Annotated in this window: 15 protein-coding genes; 8 read left to right on the top strand and 7 right to left on the bottom strand. The window is 67.0% G+C overall.

Annotated elements, in window-relative coordinates; all coding sequences use genetic code 11:
• Positions 1 to 92: 92 nt before the first annotated feature.
• The 4 genes from G5S35_RS34235 to G5S35_RS34220 all read left to right on the top strand — a co-directional run bounded on the left by G5S35_RS34235 (position 93) and on the right by G5S35_RS34220 (position 4,128).
• Positions 93 to 1,067, top strand: a complete 975-nt coding sequence (locus G5S35_RS34235) for a LysR family transcriptional regulator (protein WP_181440970.1) — start codon at positions 93 to 95, stop codon at positions 1,065 to 1,067.
• A 151-nt stretch (positions 1,068 to 1,218) separates the two neighbouring features.
• Positions 1,219 to 1,821, top strand: a complete 603-nt coding sequence (locus G5S35_RS34230) for an NUDIX domain-containing protein (protein WP_176081370.1) — start codon at positions 1,219 to 1,221, stop codon at positions 1,819 to 1,821.
• A 30-nt stretch (positions 1,822 to 1,851) separates the two neighbouring features.
• Positions 1,852 to 2,148, top strand: a complete 297-nt coding sequence (locus G5S35_RS34225) for a YciI family protein (protein WP_065063853.1) — start codon at positions 1,852 to 1,854, stop codon at positions 2,146 to 2,148.
• Between the two features lie 270 nt (positions 2,149 to 2,418).
• Positions 2,419 to 4,128, top strand: coding sequence for a putative bifunctional diguanylate cyclase/phosphodiesterase (locus G5S35_RS34220; RefSeq protein ID WP_183040069.1), 1,710 nt, complete (start codon positions 2,419 to 2,421; stop codon positions 4,126 to 4,128).
• 8 nt (positions 4,129 to 4,136) lie between these two features.
• On the opposite strand, the gene G5S35_RS34215 is transcribed toward G5S35_RS34220, so the two are convergent.
• The 3 genes from G5S35_RS34215 to G5S35_RS34205 form a co-directional block, all read right to left on the bottom strand.
• On the bottom strand, positions 4,137 to 4,925 hold the full coding sequence (locus G5S35_RS34215) for an FRG domain-containing protein (protein ID WP_065064190.1): 789 nt from the start codon (positions 4,923 to 4,925) through the stop codon (positions 4,137 to 4,139).
• Between the two features lie 147 nt (positions 4,926 to 5,072).
• Complete coding sequence (locus G5S35_RS34210) at positions 5,073 to 6,350, bottom strand: MFS transporter (RefSeq protein ID WP_183040068.1); 1,278 nt, start codon at positions 6,348 to 6,350, stop codon at positions 5,073 to 5,075.
• A 43-nt stretch (positions 6,351 to 6,393) separates the two neighbouring features.
• Complete coding sequence (locus G5S35_RS34205; RefSeq protein WP_237181799.1) at positions 6,394 to 7,863, bottom strand: M20 family metallopeptidase; 1,470 nt, start codon at positions 7,861 to 7,863, stop codon at positions 6,394 to 6,396.
• A 160-nt stretch (positions 7,864 to 8,023) separates the two neighbouring features.
• Between G5S35_RS34205 and G5S35_RS34200 the strand changes: the two genes are divergently transcribed.
• Both G5S35_RS34200 and G5S35_RS34195 read left to right on the top strand, forming a co-directional pair.
• Positions 8,024 to 8,932 carry a LysR family transcriptional regulator gene (locus tag G5S35_RS34200; protein ID WP_074983261.1) on the top strand — a complete coding sequence of 303 codons (909 nt, stop codon included), beginning with the start codon at positions 8,024 to 8,026 and terminating at the stop codon, positions 8,930 to 8,932.
• A 262-nt stretch (positions 8,933 to 9,194) separates the two neighbouring features.
• Entirely contained in the window at positions 9,195 to 11,030 is a 1,836-nt protein-coding gene (locus G5S35_RS34195; protein WP_234775132.1) for a methyl-accepting chemotaxis protein, read from the top strand.
• A gap of 126 nt (positions 11,031 to 11,156) precedes the next feature.
• Here G5S35_RS34195 and G5S35_RS34190 read toward each other — a convergent pair whose 3' ends face one another.
• The gene (locus G5S35_RS34190) at positions 11,157 to 12,119 is read right to left on the bottom strand and encodes a response regulator (protein WP_183040066.1); all 963 of its coding nucleotides are present in this window, start codon (positions 12,117 to 12,119) and stop codon (positions 11,157 to 11,159) included.
• 417 nt (positions 12,120 to 12,536) lie between these two features.
• Between G5S35_RS34190 and G5S35_RS34185 the strand changes: the two genes are divergently transcribed.
• On the top strand, positions 12,537 to 13,034 hold the full coding sequence (locus tag G5S35_RS34185; protein WP_065063843.1) for an acyl-CoA thioesterase: 498 nt from the start codon (positions 12,537 to 12,539) through the stop codon (positions 13,032 to 13,034).
• Between the two features lie 103 nt (positions 13,035 to 13,137).
• Here G5S35_RS34185 and G5S35_RS34180 read toward each other — a convergent pair whose 3' ends face one another.
• Complete coding sequence (locus tag G5S35_RS34180) at positions 13,138 to 14,592, bottom strand: sensor histidine kinase (protein WP_065063840.1); 1,455 nt, start codon at positions 14,590 to 14,592, stop codon at positions 13,138 to 13,140.
• A gap of 518 nt (positions 14,593 to 15,110) precedes the next feature.
• Positions 15,111 to 16,085: a GlxA family transcriptional regulator gene (locus G5S35_RS34175; RefSeq protein ID WP_074983265.1), complete on the bottom strand. Its 975-nt coding sequence runs from the start codon at positions 16,083 to 16,085 to the stop codon at positions 15,111 to 15,113.
• A gap of 139 nt (positions 16,086 to 16,224) precedes the next feature.
• Between G5S35_RS34175 and G5S35_RS34170 the strand changes: the two genes are divergently transcribed.
• A complete protein-coding gene (locus G5S35_RS34170; protein WP_065063836.1) occupies positions 16,225 to 16,866 on the top strand; it encodes an HD domain-containing protein in 642 nt (213 codons plus the stop codon).
• 107 nt (positions 16,867 to 16,973) lie between these two features.
• Here G5S35_RS34170 and G5S35_RS34165 read toward each other — a convergent pair whose 3' ends face one another.
• Positions 16,974 to 18,248 (bottom strand): MFS transporter, encoded by a 1,275-nt coding sequence (locus G5S35_RS34165; protein ID WP_074983267.1) that lies wholly within the window; start codon positions 18,246 to 18,248, stop codon positions 16,974 to 16,976.
• Between the last annotated feature and the right edge of the window lie 95 nt (positions 18,249 to 18,343).

Below are 18,343 nucleotides of genomic sequence, written 5' to 3'. Positions count from 1 at the left end.
CATAATGTCTATTTTCGATTTTTCATCTTCCCATTCCTGTCAGCTATGAATTTCCCTCGCGGCGCACGCGCCGGAAGGCAGTCGCCATGGTCATGAATCTGCAGGTCCGCGACCTGATGTATTTCGCGAAAGTGGCCGAACTCGGCCATCTGGGGCGCGCCGCCGAGGCGCTGCACGTCACCCAGCCCGCGCTGTCCAAGTGCATCGACCGGCTCGAACAGAACTACGGCGCGGCGCTGTTCGAGCGCAGCGGACGCGGCATCCGCCTGACCGACGCCGGGCGGCTGCTACAGGAGCGCGTGCGTCTCGTCGAACGCACGCTCGACGAGACGCAGCGCGAAATCGCGACGCTCGGCGCGGGGCTCTCGGGGCTGGTGAAGGTGGGCGCGGCGGCCACCATCGCCGAATTCATCATGCCGACGGCGTGCCGCGTGCTGCACGAAGAAGCGCCCGCCGTGGTGGTGGAACTGCAGATCGGCATGAACGACGTGCTGCAGGACGCCTTGCGCAAGCGCCAGCTCGACGTGGTGATCGGCCCGCTCGGCCGCCACGACGACGCACTCGTGCAGATCCCCATCCTCGCCGACGACGTGGTGGTCGCCGCCAGCGCCACGCATCCGCTCGCGGGCAAGCGGGCGACGCTCGAAGCGATGTCGGCGTGCGGCTGGGTGCTGCCCGCGCAATCGGTCGCCACGCGGCAGTGGCTCGAAGCGGTGTTCGCGGCCCACGGCCTGCCCGCGCCGCGCGCCGCCGTGATGACGAGTTCGATCGCGGCGGTGCCGCGCCTGATCGCCGAAACCGGCCTGCTGAGCTTTATTTCGCGGCGCAATCTGGAGGCGGGCCGCTTCACGCCCGCGCTCGTCGAACTGCCGAATCCGGTCACGACGATGACGCGCGAGTTCGGCGTCGTGCATCGCAACGACGACTATCTGTCGCCCGCCGCGCGGCGGCTGATCGAGATCGTGCGCGCGCAGCACGACGAGGTGACGGGCACGACGGAGACGGCTGCGGCGAAGGGGCGTGTGAAAGCGGGTGCTGCCGGCGGCCGCGCGAATCGGGGGCGATAAGCGCGTCGCGTCGATCCGCACATTTGCACGAATTTTCTTGAATTTGCACGAGTCTGCACGTTACCATGCGAAGCAGATCGCGCCGGATTCGTGCTGCCCGCACGCCGAGCCGCGCCCCCAAAATGCCGGAAAACCGCCTCAGGAGACGCCCATGACCGCCACCCGCGACCGCATCCGCATCGTCGATACCACCGTGCTGTCCGACAACTGGTACGTGCTGAAGAAAGTCACATTCGACTACCAGCGCCGCGACGGCACCTGGCAGCGCCAGAGCCGCGAAACCTACGACCGCGGCAACGGCGCGACCATCCTGCTGCACGATCCCGCGACCGGCAACGTCGTGCTCACGCGCCAGTTCCGCATGCCCGCGTTCGTCAACGGCCACGACGGCATGCTGATCGAAACGGCCGCCGGCCTGCTCGACAACGCCTCGCCCGAGGCGCGCATCCGCGCCGAAGTCGAGGAGGAAACCGGCTATCGCGTGCGCAATCTGCGCAAGGTGTTCGAGGCGTTCATGAGCCCCGGCTCGGTCACGGAGAAGCTCTACTTCTATCTCGGCGAATACGACGCGTCGCTGCGCACCGGCGAGGGCGGCGGGATCGCGGAGGAAGGCGAGGATCTCGACGTGCTCGAACTGCCGCTCGGCGAGGCGCTGGCGATGATCGAGCGCGGCGAGATCGTGGATGGGAAGACCATCATGCTGCTGCAGTACGCGGCGCTGCGAGGTCTCGCCGGTCACGCGCGCGCCGCCTGAACCGCTGTCCTTCACTGTCACGAAATCATCATGTACATCGTCACCCTCACTTATTGCGTCTCGCACGAACGCATCGACGACGCCCTGCCCGCGCACCGCGTCTATCTCGACGCGCAGTTCGCCGCCGGCAACTTCATCGCCGCCGGGCCGAAGCTGCCGCGCGACGGCGGCGTGATCGTCGCGTCGAATATGGATCGCGCGCGTCTCGACACGATCCTCGCCGCCGATCCGTTCGCGCAGCAGGAACTCGCCACCTACGCGGTCACGGAGTTCAAGGCCACGCGGCTCGCGCCCGGTCTGAATCTGCCGGTTCCCGAGGCGTCGTAACACACGCGCACACACGCGCACACACGCCCGCACGCGACACGCTCGCCCGACGTTACCGACGTTACCGATGTTACGTAACGCCGTCACGCGACACGCGCGCCGCGTTACGTAACCCCCACGCGCGCGGGAACGTAATCGGGCCGTTGCGCGCGCATCGGATGCCGCCGCGCCGTGGCATGGCTCCTGCTTGAATGAAGCGCATAACCACAAGCACGGCGCGCGGCGCAGTCACGGATTGCGGCGCGCGCGGGCACCGACCACGCGACTTCGATGAGCACGCCCACCGTCTACGAAACGGCCTTTCTTGCCGCGCCCTTCGGCGCGTTTCTGTGCCGCGCCGATGGCGTCTTCGCACGCGTGAATCCCGCGTACGAACAGCTCACCGGTTATCGCGCGCAGGACCTGATCGGCCAGCGCAAATTCATCGCCCTGCACGATCCCGCCGAACTCGTGCGCCGCGCCGGACCGCTCAACGACGCCAACGGCGCGCAGGGCGCGCAGGGCGCGCACGGCATCGAGCGATTCCAGGGCGAATGGGCCTACGTCAAGCGCAACGGCACGCGCGTGCCGGTCTCGCTCGCGCTCGCACCGCTGCCGGGCGCGCTCGACGCGCACTACATCGGCATTGCCGTCGACACCACGCGTCACTCGCAGGCCGAGGCGCGGCTCTGGTACGTCTCGTATCACGACCGCGCCACGCGCCTGCCCAATCGCGATCTGTTTCTCGAACGGCTCGATCTCTCGCTCGCGCGCTGCCGGCGCGCGGACACGGCGCTCACCGTGCTCGTGGTCGAGATCGACGATCTGCAGAAAACGCGCGAAACGCTCGGTCCCGACGGCGTCGATCTCGTACTCGAATACGCGGGCGAACGCCTGCGGCGGCTCGTGCAGGCCGAGTGCAGCGAGAGCGTGGTCGGCTCGATTGGCGGCGACCAGTTCGCGATCGCGCTGCCCGGTCACGGCGACGATGCGAGCCCGCTCGCGCAGCAGCTGATCGACGCGTTCGCGCGCACGGACGGCGCACAGCCCACGCGCGGCGCGACCATGAGCGTGGGCGCGGCGCGCTTTCCCGCCGATGGCGCGGATGCCGCCACGCTCGTGCGCCGTGCGGGCGTGGCCGTGTCGGAAGCGCGGCGCGCCGGACGCGGCCAGCTATGCCGCTTCGTGCGCGCGCAGGAAACGCGCGCCACGCGTCAGCTCGAACTCGAACAGGCGCTGCGGCGCGCCATCGACGCCCGCGAATTCTTTCTGCATTATCAGCCGCGCGTCTGCCTGAAGACCGGACATATTCTGCAATCCGAAGCCTTGCTGCGCTGGCGGCATCCGGTGCATGGCCTCGTGAGCCCCGCCGAATTCATTCCCGTGGCCGAACAGGCCGGGCTGATCGACTCGATCGGCGCGTGGGTCATGGATACGGCCTGCCGCGAGACCGGCCAGTTGCAGCGCCTCGCGCGCACCGCCACGAAGGTGGGCGTGAATGTGTCGCCGCAGCAGTTCGCCAATCCGCGCCTGCTCGAACAGATCGAACGCGCGCTGGAAAAGGCCGCCATCGCGCCCGAGCAGCTTGAAATCGAAATCACCGAGAGTCTCTTGCTGACCGACACCGAACGCACCGTGCGCACGCTGCATGCGTTGCGCGCGCTTGGTATCGAAGTGGCCGTCGACGATTTCGGCACCGGTTATTCGAGTCTCGCGTGGCTCGCGAGTCTGCCGCTGAACCGCCTCAAGATCGACCGCTCGTTCATCGCGAAGATGGGCGCCGACGCGCGCAGCGACGCGCTGGTGGGCGCGATCATCTCGATGGGCCACGCGCTCGAACTGAGCGTGACCGCCGAAGGCATCGAGACCGCCGAACAGGCGCAGCGGCTGCGCGAACTCGGCTGCGACGAAGCGCAGGGTTTCTGGTTCTCGCGGCCGGTCTCGCTGCAGACGCTGCGCAATCTGCTGGAGCCGGGAGTGGGGCTGGTGTGTCCGGCGTGAGCGACGCTTTATTGCGCCTGACTCATCCCCGACCAGACAATCTCCAGCTCCACGCCAATCGAGCGCGCCAGCCCGTCGAGGCCGGGAAACAGCGAGGCGTTGGTGATATTCATCCGGTAGAGCCACTTCATGGCGTCCATGCGGATGCGCGCGGGCAGCACGATCTGATGCAGCAGTTCTTCGTTGCTCTCGTAGCCATCGAGAATCGCCTGCAACGGCTTGTCGATCACACCCGGCACCACGAACGTGCCCGACTGCGCCACCAGCCGGTCGTCCATTTCGGTCGGCTCGCCGGACCAGAGAATTTCATTCGTATTGCAGAAGAAATAGCGCTCGAAATGACCGGGCACGCGCGGATCGATCACGTCGCGCGTGAGGACGGGATCGGTTTTCGGACGCGCGCGATTGTTCCAGAGCGCGGGCGTGTTGAGCGCGTAGACGGCCGCGTCGCCGGTCGCGCGTTCGAGCGCGAAGAACGCGGCCACGAACGGGCTCTTGGTGAAGTCGAGCAGACGCGTGGGCGCGCCGTGATGCTGCATCAGCGCGAGGCAGCGCAGGTCGTCTTCGAGAATCGCCGGATGGGCGAGAAAGTTATGCGCCTTGCGGCGAAACACGCGAATCGCGCGTTCCTCGCGCGAGCGCCATTCGTCGTGGTCGCCCACATAGTCGCGCATATAGCGTGACAGCGAGCTTTCCAGCCGCCATTGGGCATTCTGTTGCCCGCGAAACGCCCACCCGTCGAGTTGCGTGGTGAGCGCCATGAACTGATTCCAGTCGGTGAGTTCGGTTGTCTGCATGCCCTGTCCTCTCGCCGCGCGGCACGGGCGCTGGCCCGCGCCGTCGCGCGCATCGTCGGACAACCTAACACATCGGCGGTGACAGCGTGAAGTCCGCGTTCGGCGCGTGCATCGTGCACGAACCACGCTGCGTGCAACGCACGCTCATCACGCCGCCGCGCGGCGCGGCAGCGGCTCCATCGGCACGCGGCTCACCCACGCGAGCGCCCCGAGACTGATGATCGCCGTGAGGATCAGGTAGTAGCCCGGCGCGCTCTTGTCGCCGGTCGCGCCCAGCAGCCAGGTGACGATGGCGGGCGTGAAGCCGCCGAACACCGTCACGCCCACGTTGTAGCCGATCGCCATGCCGGTCGCGCGCGTGGCGGCCGGGAAGATTTCGGCCATCAGCGCGGGCAAGGCGCCGAAGTAGATCGACTTGAGCAGCGCGAGCCAGGCGATCAGCACATAGAGCGCGAACGCACTGCCGCTGGATGTGGCCCACACGAAACCGGGGTACGCGCTCACGGCGAACAGGAGCGCGATCCACGTCATCTGGCGGCGTCGGCCGATGCGATCGGAGACGTGGCCCGCGAACGGCGTGACCACCGTGAGGATCACGCCGCCCAGCATGGTCGCCGCAAAGCCCGTGGTCGCCGGCAGATGCAGCTCGCGGATCGCGAACGTGGGCACGTATTGCAGCAGATAGTTCACCGCCGTCGACACGGTCAGCAATCCAATCGCGGTCAGCACGAGACGTTTTTGCTGCGCGAGCACGGCGCGCACGGGCGATGTGCTGTGCTCGGCCTGCGTGAAGTCCTCGGCGTCCTGAAGAAAGCGTCGCAGATACAGCCCCACGGGGCCGATCAGCAAGCCGAAGAAGAACGGCAGACGCCAGCCCCACGCGGCGAGATCGGCGGGCGCCATCGTCTTCGCGAGGCCGTAGCCGAACGACGCCGCCAGCAAGGTCGCGAGCCCTTGCGTCGCGAACTGCCAGCTCGCGATAAAGCCGCGCCGATGCGGCGCATGTTCGATCAGCAGCGCCGTCGACGCGCCGAATTCGCCGCCCGCCGAGAAGCCCTGCACGAGGCGCGCCGCCAGCACGAGCAACGGCGCGGCCACGCCGATCGACGCGTAGTCGGGCACCAGCGCGATGATCGCCGTGCCGAGCATCATGAGACTCACGGAGAGCATCAGCGCCGCCTTGCGGCCGCGTTTGTCGGCGTATGCGCCCAGCACCATGCCGCCGAGCGGGCGCACGAGATACGAGGCACCGAACGCGCCGAAAGTCAGCAACAGCGAGGCGGTCTCGTTCGCGGCCGGAAAGAAGTGCTTGCCGATAAAGACCGCGAAAAAGCCGTAGATGGCGATGTCGAACCATTCGAGCGCGTTGCCGACCGAGGTGGCGACGACGAGCTGCATGAGACTGGGCGTGCGTTTCGTGGACATGATGTTGGGCGCGCGCGGCGCAGGCAAAAAGTGACGATGACGGCTAGCGGGCGGCGTGATCCGCAGCGCTCGCGGAACGCGCCGCGAGCCGCTGCGCATCCGCGCCGAGGTCGAACCAGAGTCCCGCCATCACGGCGAGCGACTCGCGCGCGACGCTGCCGAGCAGATGCTCGTTCGGCGCGTGCTGCGCGCACGCGGGATACGAATGCGGCACCCACAGCGTGGGCAGGCCGAGCGTTTCGGCGAACACATCGTTCGGCACCGTGCCGCCGAGGTTCGGCAGCAGCGCGGGCTTCTTGCCGGTGCTCGCGCGCAGCGAATCGAGCGCCCAATGCACCCACGCGTCGTCCGGATCGAGACGCGTGGCGGCCGCCGTCTGCATCACGCGCACGTGCACTTCCGGAAAGCCGAGCCGCGCGAAATGCGCCTCCAGATGCTCGCCCACGCGCCGGTAATCGGTGCCCACGACGAAGCGCAACTGGCAGGTCGCCTGCGCGCGCGGCGGAATCGCGTTAACGGGCGCATCGGGATTGCCGGCCTTGAACGCGAGCACTTCGAGCGTGTTCCAGGCGATCACGCGTTCGGTGGGCGTGAGGCCCGGTTCGCCCCAATCGGCGTCAATGGCAGGCGCGTTGTCGTCGCCGCCCAGTTCGATGTCGGCGAGCGCCGCGCGCACGCTTGCGGGCACAGGCGGCGGACGCAGCCCTTCGACGGCAATCGCGCCGTGCCGGTCGACGAGGCTGGCAATCGCATGCGAGAGCACGATGGCCGGATTGCGCAGCGCACCGCCCCAGTTGCCCGAGTGATGCGCGCCCTCGCGCAGATCGATCAGAAGCTCGAACGTGACGCCGCCGCGCGAGCCGAGGAAGATCGTCGGGCGCTGCGCGCTCACACGCGGACCATCGGACGCGATGAAGACGTCGGCGGCCAGCGCGTCGCGTTCGGCGGCGCAGACTGCGTCGAGGCCCGGCGAGCCGATTTCCTCGCCGGTTTCGAAGATCACCTTCACGTTGTAGCCGAGCTTGCCCTCGCGCGCGGCCAGCACCGCCGCCAGCGCCGCGAAGTTGACCGAATGCTGGCCCTTGTTGTCGGCGCAGCCGCGTCCGTACCAGCGGTCGCCCTCCACGCTCACGCGCCACGGCGCGAGGCCCGCGCGCCACTGGTCGTCGTAGCCGCGCACCACGTCGCCGTGGCCATAGGTCAGCACGGTCGGCAGCGCGGGGTTTTCGATGCGTTCGGCGATCAGAAACGGCGCGCGCGCGTTCACCGGGTTCGCCGCGAGGCGGCTCGTGAAGCCCAGTTGCGCGAGCGCGGGCGCGATCTCGTCGCTCAGATAGGCGCGCAGCGCATCGGCCTGAGCGGGATTCTGGCTTTCGGTGCGAAACGCCACGCGGCGTTCGAGGTCGCGCAGGAAGTCGCCGGAATCGAAGTGGCGCAGCGCGGCGTCGATGGCCTGCTGGCGTTGCCCCGACGTTTCATCGGCCTTGACGTGAGCGTTGAGGTGAGCGTTCACGGAGTCTCCTTTCATGTCGATCGAGCGTCGATCAAAGCGTTTCGCGGATGCGGAATGAAAGCAGTCTAGGAACGTCAAAAATTCGCAACAATTTCAAATTTTGCGGATAGCATTGCCGAAAAGGCAACGCACACATCGATCGCATCCCGGAGAGTTCGTCATGCTGCACGGCATCGCCCTGCGCTATTTCGTCGAGGTCGCGCGCACCGGCTCGCTCGCCGCCGCCTCGCAGACGCTGCACGTCGCCGTCTCGGCCATCAGCCGCCAGATCGGCAAGCTCGAAGAGGACGTCGGCACGCCGCTGTTCGAGCGCATGCCGCGCGGCATGGTGCTCACGGAGTCCGGCGAGCGCCTCGCCGCGCATGCGCGCCGCGCGCTGCTCGAAGGCGACGCCGTGCTCGCCGAAATCGCCGCCGCCAAGGCGCTCGGACGCGGCATCGTGCGCGTCGGCTGCACCGAGGGCTTCACGCGCTCGTTCCTGCCGAGCGTGCTCGCGCGCCATCACGCGGCCGTGCCGCACGTACAGTTCATGTTGCGCGCCGGCACGCCCGCTCAGGTCGAGCACTGGGTCGCGGCGGGCGAAGTCGATCTCGGCCTCGCGTTTTCGGGCGGCGATCCGGCGAAAGTGCACGTGGAATACACCGCGCGCGCGAGCGTCTGCGCGCTGCTCAATCCGGCGCATCCGCTCGCGCAACGCGCGTCGCTCACGCTCGCCGATCTGCGCGACTATCCGGTCGCGCTGCTCGAACGCGGCAACACCGCGCGTCAGCTGCTCGACGAATGCTGCGCGCGCCAGGGCGTCCAGCTCGCGCCGATCCTCACGAGCAACAATTCGAGCGCGCTGCATGCATTCGCCGCGCTCGCGAACGCCATCACGCTCGGCAGCCGCCTCTCGCTCGCGGGCCTCCAGCATCTGAGCGACGATCTCGCGCTGGTCGCGCGCCCCATCGACGAACCCGAGCTGAGCCAGCGCAGCCTCTGCATCACGACCATGCGCGAGCGGCGCCTGTCGTCGGCGATCGAAAGCGTGTTGAAAGCGCTGATCGAGGCGATCGAAGCGGCTGCCTGAATGCGCCGCCGAATTCGGCACGGCAAACGTTTCGTCCCTAAAAATGGCGCCGATCCGGAAGATCGCAAACGATTTGCGAAATGTCATGCGCGGCGCATCGCGCGCCTTCAGTTCCCATCCGGCGCGCCGATAAACAGGTCGGGAAGGCGGCCATGCATCGCCTTCCCGCCATGCACCTGGCGCCGGCGACGCACGCGATCGCGCCGGCCCGCCACGGAACGGAGACCGCTCCATCTGGAGCCGCACGGGAAATCAAGAAAACGTGAAGCGACTATCGTTGAAACAGAAGGCGTGGAGCATCGTCGCGCTGTTGTGGATCGCCCTCATCGTGCTGGTCGTGGTCAACGCGATCATGACGCGCACCGGCATGCTCGAAGACCGCAAGGCGTCGCTCGCGCAGCAGACGCAGACCGCGCTCGGCACGGTCGCTTACTTCCAGAAAGAAGCGGCGGCGGGCCATCTGTCCGTCGACGAGGCCAAGCGCCAGGCCATCGCCGCGCTGCGCGGCATGCGCTACGGCGCGGACCAGAGCGGCTATTTCGGCATTTACGACAGCGCGGTGCTCGCGCTGCTCGTGCCGCCCAAGCCCGAACTCGAAGGCAAGAGCCAGGCGAACATGACCGATCCGAACGGCACGCCGGTCGCCGCGGAGATCGTCAAGAGTTCGTCGGCGGGCGGCAATCACTTCAGCACCTACGTCTGGCCCAAGCCGGGCCACAGCAAGCCGGTCGGCAAGATCACCTATGCGGACGTGGTGCCCGACTGGGACTGGCACGTGTTCACGGGCGTCTACGTGGACGATATCGACGATGCCTTCTTCGCCTCGCTGCTGCGCAATCTCGCGCTCGTGATGCTGATCGGCGCGGCGCTCACGCTCGGCATGTTCTGGCTGATCCGCAGCATCCGCGCGAGCCTCGGCGGCGAGCCCGATTATGCGGCCGACATTTGCGAGCGCATCGCCTCGGGCGATCTCACGGCGCGCGTGCAGGTCGCGAGCGGCGACGATCGCAGCCTGCTGCATGCGATGAGCCAGATGCAGCGTCAGCTCGTCGATACGGTGCAGCGCATTCAGACTTCGGCGGAATCGATCACCACGGGCGCGCAGCAGATCGCCGCGGGCAATCTCGATCTTTCCTCGCGCACCGAGGAGCAGGCCGCTTCGCTGCAGGAAACCGCCGCGAGCATGGAGCAGCTCACGACCACGGTGAAGCACAACACCGACAACGCGCGCCAGGGCAACACGCTCGCCGTCAACGCGTCGGACGTGGCGGCGCGCGGCGGCGACGTGGTGCGCCGCGTGGTGCAGACCATGCACGATATTTCGGAAACCTCGAAGCGCGTCGAGCAGATCATCGGCGTGATCGACGGCATCGCGTTCCAGACCAACATTCTCGCGCTGAACGCCGCCGTGGAAGCGGCGCGCGCGGGCGAACAGGGACGCGGTTTCGCGGTGGTCGCGGGCGAGGTGCGCACACTCGCGCAACGCAGCGCGGGCGCGGCGAAGGAAATCAAGGAACTGATCGGGCAGTCGGTCGCGCAGGTGGTCGAAGGCTCGAAGCTCGTCGACGAAGCAGGTTCGACGATCGACGAAGTGGTCCAGCAGGCGCGCCGCGTGGCCGATCTGATGGGCGAGATCGCGGCGGCGTCCGAGGAGCAGCACACGGGCATCGAGCAGGTGAACCGCGCCGTTTCGCAGATGGACGAAGTCACGCAGCAGAACGCGGCGCTGGTAGAAGAAGCGTCGGCGGCGGCGCAGTCGATGGCCGCGCAATCGAACGGTTTGCGCGACGTGGTGGCGGTGTTCCGCATCGGCTCGCAGACGGCGATGCACGCGAGCGCGCCGACAACGCCAACGCAGCCCGCACGCCAGGCACGCGGTGCGCAAGCGGTTCGCAGCGCGCCGGTTGGCGGGAAATCCGCGAAATCCGTGCAAGCCACGCCAGCCCCGCAAACCGCGAAATCGAACGAAGTGCTGAAGCGTCCGAATCTCGCTGCGAGCGCGAAAAGCGTCGGCGCAACGAAGGCTGCTTCGCCTGCCTCCTCGCCCTCGCCCGTCGCCGCGACTGCGGGCAGCGATGAGGACTGGGAAACGTTTTAAGCCTTTTAAGTCTCGCGTGAGCGCTTCACGAATCGCTCACGCGATCAACGCAAAACACCCATAAAAAAAGGCGCACGCTTCACGGCGTGCGCCTTTTTTATCGTCCGCATCGAGCGGATCGATACCTCATGCCTCGCGCCGCGAACGCATCCATTGCGCGAACGTCACGCACTCCTGCGCGAGCTCCACGCCTTCGATGCGCGTCCAGCTATAGTGCGCGTCGGGCGAACCCGGCAGCGGCTGCGGCTCGGCGAACTCCACGCGCGCCATGCCCGGACGGTACGCCTCGTTGGGCCAGAACACCGGCATGATGCGCCGCCCTTCCATTTCCTCGCGCAGCGCCGACGGACCGCCTTCGTCGGTCACGACGTCGCATTGCGCGTCCCAGTCGTGCGCGTCCCACGCGAGAAAGACGCCCGGATTGCCCGACGCGTCGAACGTGAGCACGGCGTTCTGCTCGGGCCGCCAGTAGTATTCGACGAGCCGTTCGCGCTGCGCGAGCGCATGCAATGCGTCGTTGGTGCGCCGGTCGGCGTAGATCGCGCCCACGCCGTGCACGCCGATATGTCCGCGCCCCGCGCAATGCTTCTGCTGCGCGTTGGCGAGCGCGTGCGCGAGCTTGCGCGTCATGCCCGGGTCGGACTTCTTCAGGTAGAAGTGGATGAGGCCCGCGTTGAAGGCGTCCACGGCATGCGACTCGTCGGCGGTGCCGGTCAGCAGGATGCGCGTGCAGTTCACGTCCTTCACCGAGTCGAGGAATTCGAGGCCGTCCTGGCCCGGCATGTCGTAATCGACGACGATGGCCGCCACTTCCTCGAAGCGCGAGGCGTCGGCGAGCGCGTCGTGACCGAGCGCATTGCCGCCTTTCTTTTCGAATTCCGACCACGCCTCGCCCGACATCGGGCTATGGGCCACGCCGCGCGCGCCGCGCTGTTCGATAAACGCACGCGCCTCTTGCTGCGAGGTGAAGAAATGATGCGTGGGCAGGTTCGGAAAGAGACCGCGCAACGCGTGCAGGAAATCCGCGCTGTCGTCGAGAAAGACCACGGATACGGGGTAAAAAACCGGCTGTCTGACGATGGAACTCATGTATTTGCCTCGGTGAACGCGCCGTCATGCGCCGCGCTTTCACGTCTCGTGCTCGAAGAACAGATGCGATGGCGGCAGGAGCCTCGCGCGGGCTCCGGCATTACGGCAAGCTGCACCGCCTTGCCGCCGCCCGGTGATTATGGGGCCTCGCGGGCGCACTCGGCAACCATTCGGCCAGAGCCAGGCCACGCCGCTGCGCCGACGCCACAACCCCGGCTCCATGCGCGATCGCGCAGAAAACGTTTGCGCGCATCGCCATTGCGCGCCAATCCAGCCAAACCTTCGAGCGCCGCCTCGAGTATGTGGCCACAGCGGTATTGGCTGCCGGGGAACGCGCACAGAATTGGGGGCATGTCTTCAAACATCGAAGACATGCGCGGCCGCCGCAAGCGGCCATTCCGATCTGGAGTCAATCGCATGAATGCCCGTGAATCGATCCCCGCAGTGCTCTCCCGTGGCGCCAACGGATTTTCCGACGAAATCATGGAGGCTAAGCCGAGCAAGACTTTCCATCACGTCATCGATATTTATCTCAAGGACTCGAATGCTTTCATGAACACGTATTTCGCCCGCTATTTCGAGTGGCAGGGCATTTGCCGCGAGCGCTGGTTCCACGAATGCATCCATAACAATCTGCTCGCGGCGGGCGGCGTCTTCGTGACGAAGCGCGCGCATCAGGAATATGTGCAGGAGACGTTTCCGTTTCAGCGCGTCGACTGCTACATGAACACCTTCCAGGTGCGCCAATGCTCGGCCTATCTCGTGTTCCGCTTTTGCGTGGACGGACGGCCCGTTTCGCTCGGCTACCAGCAGATTCTCTTTGCCGGCACCGACAAGCGGATTCGCCGTTTCCCGCCGGGGATCATCGAGCGCGTCAAGGAATACGAGCTCGTTCTGCCGACCAGCGCGAATTGAGCGCGTCCGGTGCTTCGTTCGCCGCGCCAGGAAAGCGGCAACGCGGCGGCATGCTGTCTGAAACCGAGGCAGGCGGTCATCCGGTAGAAACTGCCGGATACGCTCAGCCCGCGTAGTCCTGCCCCGCCGTGCGGCGGGGCTTCCCCGGCGACTCGTGCAGCGCGCGGTCCGCCGGGGAACCCGGCTCGGGCAGTTGCAGCGTGAAGGTGGTCGCGAGCCCCGGCACCGACTCGCAGACGATCGTGCCGCCCAGCGCGTCGGCCACGCGGCGGCAGAACGCCAGCCCCATGCCCGCGCCCTTGCCGTGCGATTTGGTCGAATAGAACGGCTCGAAGATATGCGGCAGCACATCGGGCGCGATGCCCGGGCCGCTGTCCGTGAAGCGCAGCACGCAGTAGCCGTTCTCGCTCGCCGCGCTGATCTCCACGCGCCCCGCGCCCACCGCGTGAATCGCGAACAGCGCGTTCTTCAGCAGATTGAACAGCACGAACACGACCAGCGAATCGGAGCCCGAAAAGCACAGTTGCGGATCGATGGCCTCGACCTGCACCATCTCGCGTTCGCCGGGCCGGAACGGAAAGCGCTCGAGCGCCGCGTTGACGCACGAGCGGATCGGAAAGGCCTCGAAGCTGCGCCGGTCGAGCCGGTCGAGCGTGAACGACGCCAGCGACATCTCGACCACCGTGCTGGTGCTGTCGACCTGACGGCGGATCGAGGTGGCCAGCGTCGACAAACGTTCCGACTGCCCCGGATACAGTCCATCGACGCAAAGCTGGTGCTGCACCGCGAGCTGATAGCCGCGCATGAGTTCGGGCAGCACGTTGCCGATTTCCTCCGCATGCATGCCGATGGCCGCGAGCGGCGTGGCCACTTCATGCGCCACCGTGGCGGCGAGCAGATACGGCCGCATGAGCCCGTAGCGCACGATGGTGACGGCGAGAATACCGAGGCTCACGGCGATGAACACCGCGCCCACCGGATAGAACGCGATGCCGTAATTGACCGCGTAATCGGTCGCCGCCACGCCATAGAGCCCGAGGCTCAGCAGGCACAGATCGAGCAGCTTGCGGCGGTCGCGCGCCTCGGTCTGGCGTCGCGCCGAGAGCAGCAGCCAGCCGCTGCGCAAGGCGAGCAGCACGGTCTGCGCGACGTGCAGCGGATGCAGCAGTCCCGCATGCGGATACTTGCCGAAGAAGAACGTGCCGTAGCCCGACACGACTTCGTCGCTGACCGCGAGCAGCATCGCGAGCACGACGCTCAGCCCGTACGACGCGAGCAGCAACGGCCGTTCGCTGCGCCGCGCGCTCACTTCGATCACGAAGTGATAGAACGTGGTGGGCAGGAACAGGATGAAGAGATAACCGAACTTGACCAGCACGCCCGCCAGTTCGGGGTCCGAGGTCTGGAACAGGAATGCCCACGTGCCTTGCCAGACGAAGGTGGTCGCGCACATCGATGCGAACGGCACCGAGAGCCGCGTGACGCCTTCCGTCAGCAGTACGTACACGCCGAATCCGAGAAACAACGCGGACACGAACGCGGGCAAGATCGAGTACATAAAAATATGTCGCGTGGGTTTTTGTTTTTGCTGAACGGCGCACGGCGCGGACTCAGCCTGCATCGCACATCGTTTCCTGCGCAACCTTCGCGCCCGCTCCGTACGCGCATCATGCACGCCCCGGCGTGATGCCGCGCGACGATGCGCGTTCGCGCGTGGCGCCCTGGCCGCGTCTCCCGTTGACGGGATATCCCCGTGCGGCCCGTTCCGTTTGCTGCCTGATTGCGTAATTGACTGCGTGCCTGACTGCGAGTTCGCTTGCGAGTTCGATTGCGAGTTCGGTTGCGTGCCGGATTGCGCCATTGAGCCGCTTCGAGCGGTGCCCCGGAATCTCGCTCGCGGGCCGGGCCCGCCGCCTTCATGCACGCCGCATCGGCCACGGCGCGCGCCGTTCGAACTCCGCGATTATCGCCGGGATCGTCGCCTTCTGTATGAAATATTCCCGCGTTCCACGCGCCGGATGCCCCGCGGGCTGGCGCTTTGATGCGCGACGGGTCAGGTTCGCGATAAACGGCCTTTTATGCCGCCGCGTGCGCCGCGCCCGCGAAGCGGCGGCGGTACTCGGCGGGCGTCACGCCCACGTGTTTGAGGAAGGCGCGGCGCAGCATGTCGGCGTTCGCGAAACCGCAGCGCGCGGCCACGCGCTTGGGCGCTTCGTCCTGCGTGTCGAGCAGCGCGCGCGCCGCGTCGACGCGCGCCGTCTCCACCCACGCGGCGGGCGTCACGCCCACTTCGGCCTGAAAGAGCCGCGCGAAATGGCGTGGACTCAGGTTCACCCGCGCGGCCAGTTCCGGCACGCGATGCGGCAACTCCGGATTCGCCGCCACCCAGCGCTGCAATTCCTGTAACGCCGAGCGCCCGGCCGGCTGCGTCTCGCCCTTGCGGCTGAATTGCAGCTGGCCGCCGGGCCGCTTGAAGAACATCACGAGCTGACTGGCCACGCGCAGCGCGATCTCGCGCCCGAGATCCTCCTCAACGAGCGCCAGCGCGAGATCGAGCCCCGCCGTCACGCCCGCCGCCGTGCGCAGCTTGCCGTCGCGCACGTAGAGCGAATCGGGCTCGATGACCACGCCGGGACACGCCTGCGCAAGCGCGTCCACGGACGCCCAGTGCGTGGTCAGCCGACGCGATTCGAGCAGGCCGCTCGCGGCCAGCGCGAACGCGCCCGTGCAGACCGAGCCGAAGCGCCGCGAGCGCGCCGCCGTGGTGCGCAGCCAGTCGCGCACGCGCGGCGCGAGCTGCTGGGTGGCGGCGTCGGGCGCGCCGGCGACGAGCAAGGTGTCGATGCGCTCCGTCGTCTGCCCCGCCACCGCGTCGGGCAGCAGACGCGCGCCCGACGAACTGCGGATCGGGCCCGCGCGGCACGCGATCACGCGCAGGTCGTAGAACGCGCGGCCCGACTCCGTATTGGCCTGGGCGAAGACGTCGAGCGGGCCGCTCACGTCGAGCAGCTGCACGCCGGGCAGCGCGAGAATGGCAACGATTCTGGGCATGAAGATCGGGCTCCGGAGGGCACGCGGGCGCTATGTCCTGATTCCGCGTGAAATGGCAGAAATCGACGCTCTCAGTCGAATCAAGACAATGCTAGCACAGTCCACAATGACTTCCACACCCACCCGACGGAGTCCCGCCATGAGCCTCGAACTCGCAGACGTTGCCATCCCCGATAGCCAGCTTGCGCGCGAAATCACCGAATTCGTGCGCGATACCGAATCGCCCTTGCTGTTCAACCATTCGAGCCGCGTGTATTACTTCGGCGCGCTCGCGGGCCTCAAGCGCGAATTGAAGTTCGACCGCGAACTGCTCTATGCGGGCGCGATGTTCCACGACGTCGGCCTCACGCACGCGCACAGCAGCGCGCACGAGCGCTTCGAGGTGGACGGCGCGAACGCGGCGCGCGACTTCCTGCGCGCGCGCGGCATCTCGCAACAGGATATCGATCTCGTGTGGACGTCCATCGCGCTTCACACCACGCCTGGCATCCCTCAGCACATGCATCCGGTGATCGCGCTGGTGACGGCGGGCGTCGAAATGGACGTGCTCGGCCTCACGTATCACGAGTACAGCCACGCCGAGCGCGACGCCGTGGTGCACGCGCATCCGCGCACGCCGCATTTCAAGGAAGACATCATTCAGACCTTCTACGACGGCATCAAGCACAAGCCCGAGACGACTTTCGGCAACGTGAAGGCCGACGTGCTCGCCGACAAGGACCCGCATTTCCACGCAGGCAACTTCTGCAGCGTGATCCGCTGTTCGGCTTGGGCCGCGTGAAGTCCTCGTGAAGTTCTCGTGAGGTTCGCGTGAATAAAAAAAGCGCGCAGCCGGTGAAGCCGGCGCGCGCCTGTTTGCATCGGCGATGCTCGTTATGATTCGCGGCTTCAGATTGGCGCGCGAGCGAGCGCCTGTCTGCGTGCGATCACGATGCCCAGCGCGCCGCACGCCGCCAGCAACGCGAACGCAAAACCCGCCACCGAAGGCCACTGGCCCTTCTGCCAGAACCAGCCGCCCCACGAACCCAGCACGCTCGATCCCAGGTAATACGCCAGCAGATAGAGCGACGTGGCGTGCCCCTTCGCGCCGTCCGCGAGTTGCCCGACCCAGCCGCTCGCGACCGAATGCGTCGTGAAGAAGCCCACGGTCAGCACCACGATGCCGATCACCACCAGCGCCAGTGCGCTCGACAACGTGAGCGCCAGCCCGACGGCCGCGACGATCACGCCGCCGATCAGCACCGGCGCGCGTCCGCAGCGATCCGCGAGCGCGCCCGCCGCCGACGCCGCCACGATGCCCGCGAAATACGCGCAGAAGATCATGCCGGTTTGCGTCGCGCTCAGATCGAACGGCGGCGCGAGCAGACGAAAGCCCGCATAGTTGTAGACCGTCACGAACACGCCCATCGCGAGGCAGCCGGTGGCGAACACGGCAGGCAGCGTCGATGCGGACAGATGCTTGCGCCACAGCGCGACATGATGCGCGGGGCTCAGATCGGCGCGGCGCACGAAGTGGCGCGACGCGGGCAGCAGCGCGAAGAACGCCAGCGCCGCGATCACGTCGATCACCCCGATCGTCAGCATGGCCGTGCGCCATGACAGATGCTCCGCGAGCCAGCTCATGCCGACGCGCCCGATCATGCCGCCGAACGCGGTGCCGCCCACGTACAGCCCCATCGCAAGACCGAGGCCGCCCGCGGAGATTTCCTCGGCGAGATATGCCATCGCCACCGCCGGGACGCCGCCGAGCGCGAAGCCTTCGAAGGCGCGCGCGATCAGAATGCCGTGCCACGACGGTTCGAGCGCGGCGATCACGTTGAAGAGCGCGGCCAGTGTCATCGATACGAAGATCAGACCGCGCCGTCCGACGCGCTCGGACAACGCGCCCGCGCAGAGGATCGAGATCGCGAGCAGGCCCGTCGAGAGCGAGAGCGCGAGCGAGCTTTGTGCCGCGCCGATATGGAACTCGCTCGCGAACACGGGCAGCAGCGGCTGCACGCAATAGAGCAGCGAGAACGTCGCAAAACCGGCGAGAAACAACGCGATGCTGATGCGCCGGTACGCGGACGAGCCGGGATCGACGCCCGTGCGGGTGGAGGCTGGCGAAGGTGCGGATGAAGCGGCCGGCGACGCGCGGCGCGTCGCGGCGAATTGGGTGTTCATGATGACGGGGCCTCGCGGCAAGCTGCAATGACGAGGCAAATTGTCCCGCCGCGTCGTTATACTGTCCAATATATGGAACTGGCTAACGCGATATG

It is taken from the genome of Paraburkholderia tropica (genome assembly GCF_014171495.1).
Taxonomy (GTDB): Bacteria; Pseudomonadota; Gammaproteobacteria; order Burkholderiales; family Burkholderiaceae; genus Paraburkholderia; species Paraburkholderia tropica.
The sequence above is the reverse complement of the archived record's forward strand: the minus strand, read 5'-3'. Positions and strand labels throughout refer to the sequence as shown.

Excerpts from the sequence above, each read along its gene's own strand:
- G5S35_RS34235 (WP_181440970.1), top strand. The coding sequence starts at position 93 with ATGAATCTGCAGGTCCGCGACCTGATGTATTTCGCGAAAGTGGCCGAA.
- G5S35_RS34230 (WP_176081370.1), top strand. The coding sequence starts at position 1,219 with ATGACCGCCACCCGCGACCGCATCCGCATCGTCGATACCACCGTGCTG.
- G5S35_RS34225 (WP_065063853.1), top strand. The coding sequence starts at position 1,852 with ATGTACATCGTCACCCTCACTTATTGCGTCTCGCACGAACGCATCGAC.
- G5S35_RS34220 (WP_183040069.1), top strand. The coding sequence starts at position 2,419 with ATGAGCACGCCCACCGTCTACGAAACGGCCTTTCTTGCCGCGCCCTTC.
- G5S35_RS34215 (WP_065064190.1), bottom strand. The coding sequence starts at position 4,925 with ATGCAGACAACCGAACTCACCGACTGGAATCAGTTCATGGCGCTCACC.
- G5S35_RS34210 (WP_183040068.1), bottom strand. The coding sequence starts at position 6,350 with ATGTCCACGAAACGCACGCCCAGTCTCATGCAGCTCGTCGTCGCCACC.
- G5S35_RS34200 (WP_074983261.1), top strand. The coding sequence starts at position 8,024 with ATGCTGCACGGCATCGCCCTGCGCTATTTCGTCGAGGTCGCGCGCACC.
- G5S35_RS34190 (WP_183040066.1), bottom strand. The coding sequence starts at position 12,119 with ATGAGTTCCATCGTCAGACAGCCGGTTTTTTACCCCGTATCCGTGGTC.
- G5S35_RS34185 (WP_065063843.1), top strand. The coding sequence starts at position 12,537 with ATGAATGCCCGTGAATCGATCCCCGCAGTGCTCTCCCGTGGCGCCAAC.
- G5S35_RS34180 (WP_065063840.1), bottom strand. The coding sequence starts at position 14,592 with ATGTACTCGATCTTGCCCGCGTTCGTGTCCGCGTTGTTTCTCGGATTC.
- G5S35_RS34175 (WP_074983265.1), bottom strand. The coding sequence starts at position 16,085 with ATGCCCAGAATCGTTGCCATTCTCGCGCTGCCCGGCGTGCAGCTGCTC.
- G5S35_RS34170 (WP_065063836.1), top strand. The coding sequence starts at position 16,225 with ATGAGCCTCGAACTCGCAGACGTTGCCATCCCCGATAGCCAGCTTGCG.
- G5S35_RS34165 (WP_074983267.1), bottom strand. The coding sequence starts at position 18,248 with ATGAACACCCAATTCGCCGCGACGCGCCGCGCGTCGCCGGCCGCTTCA.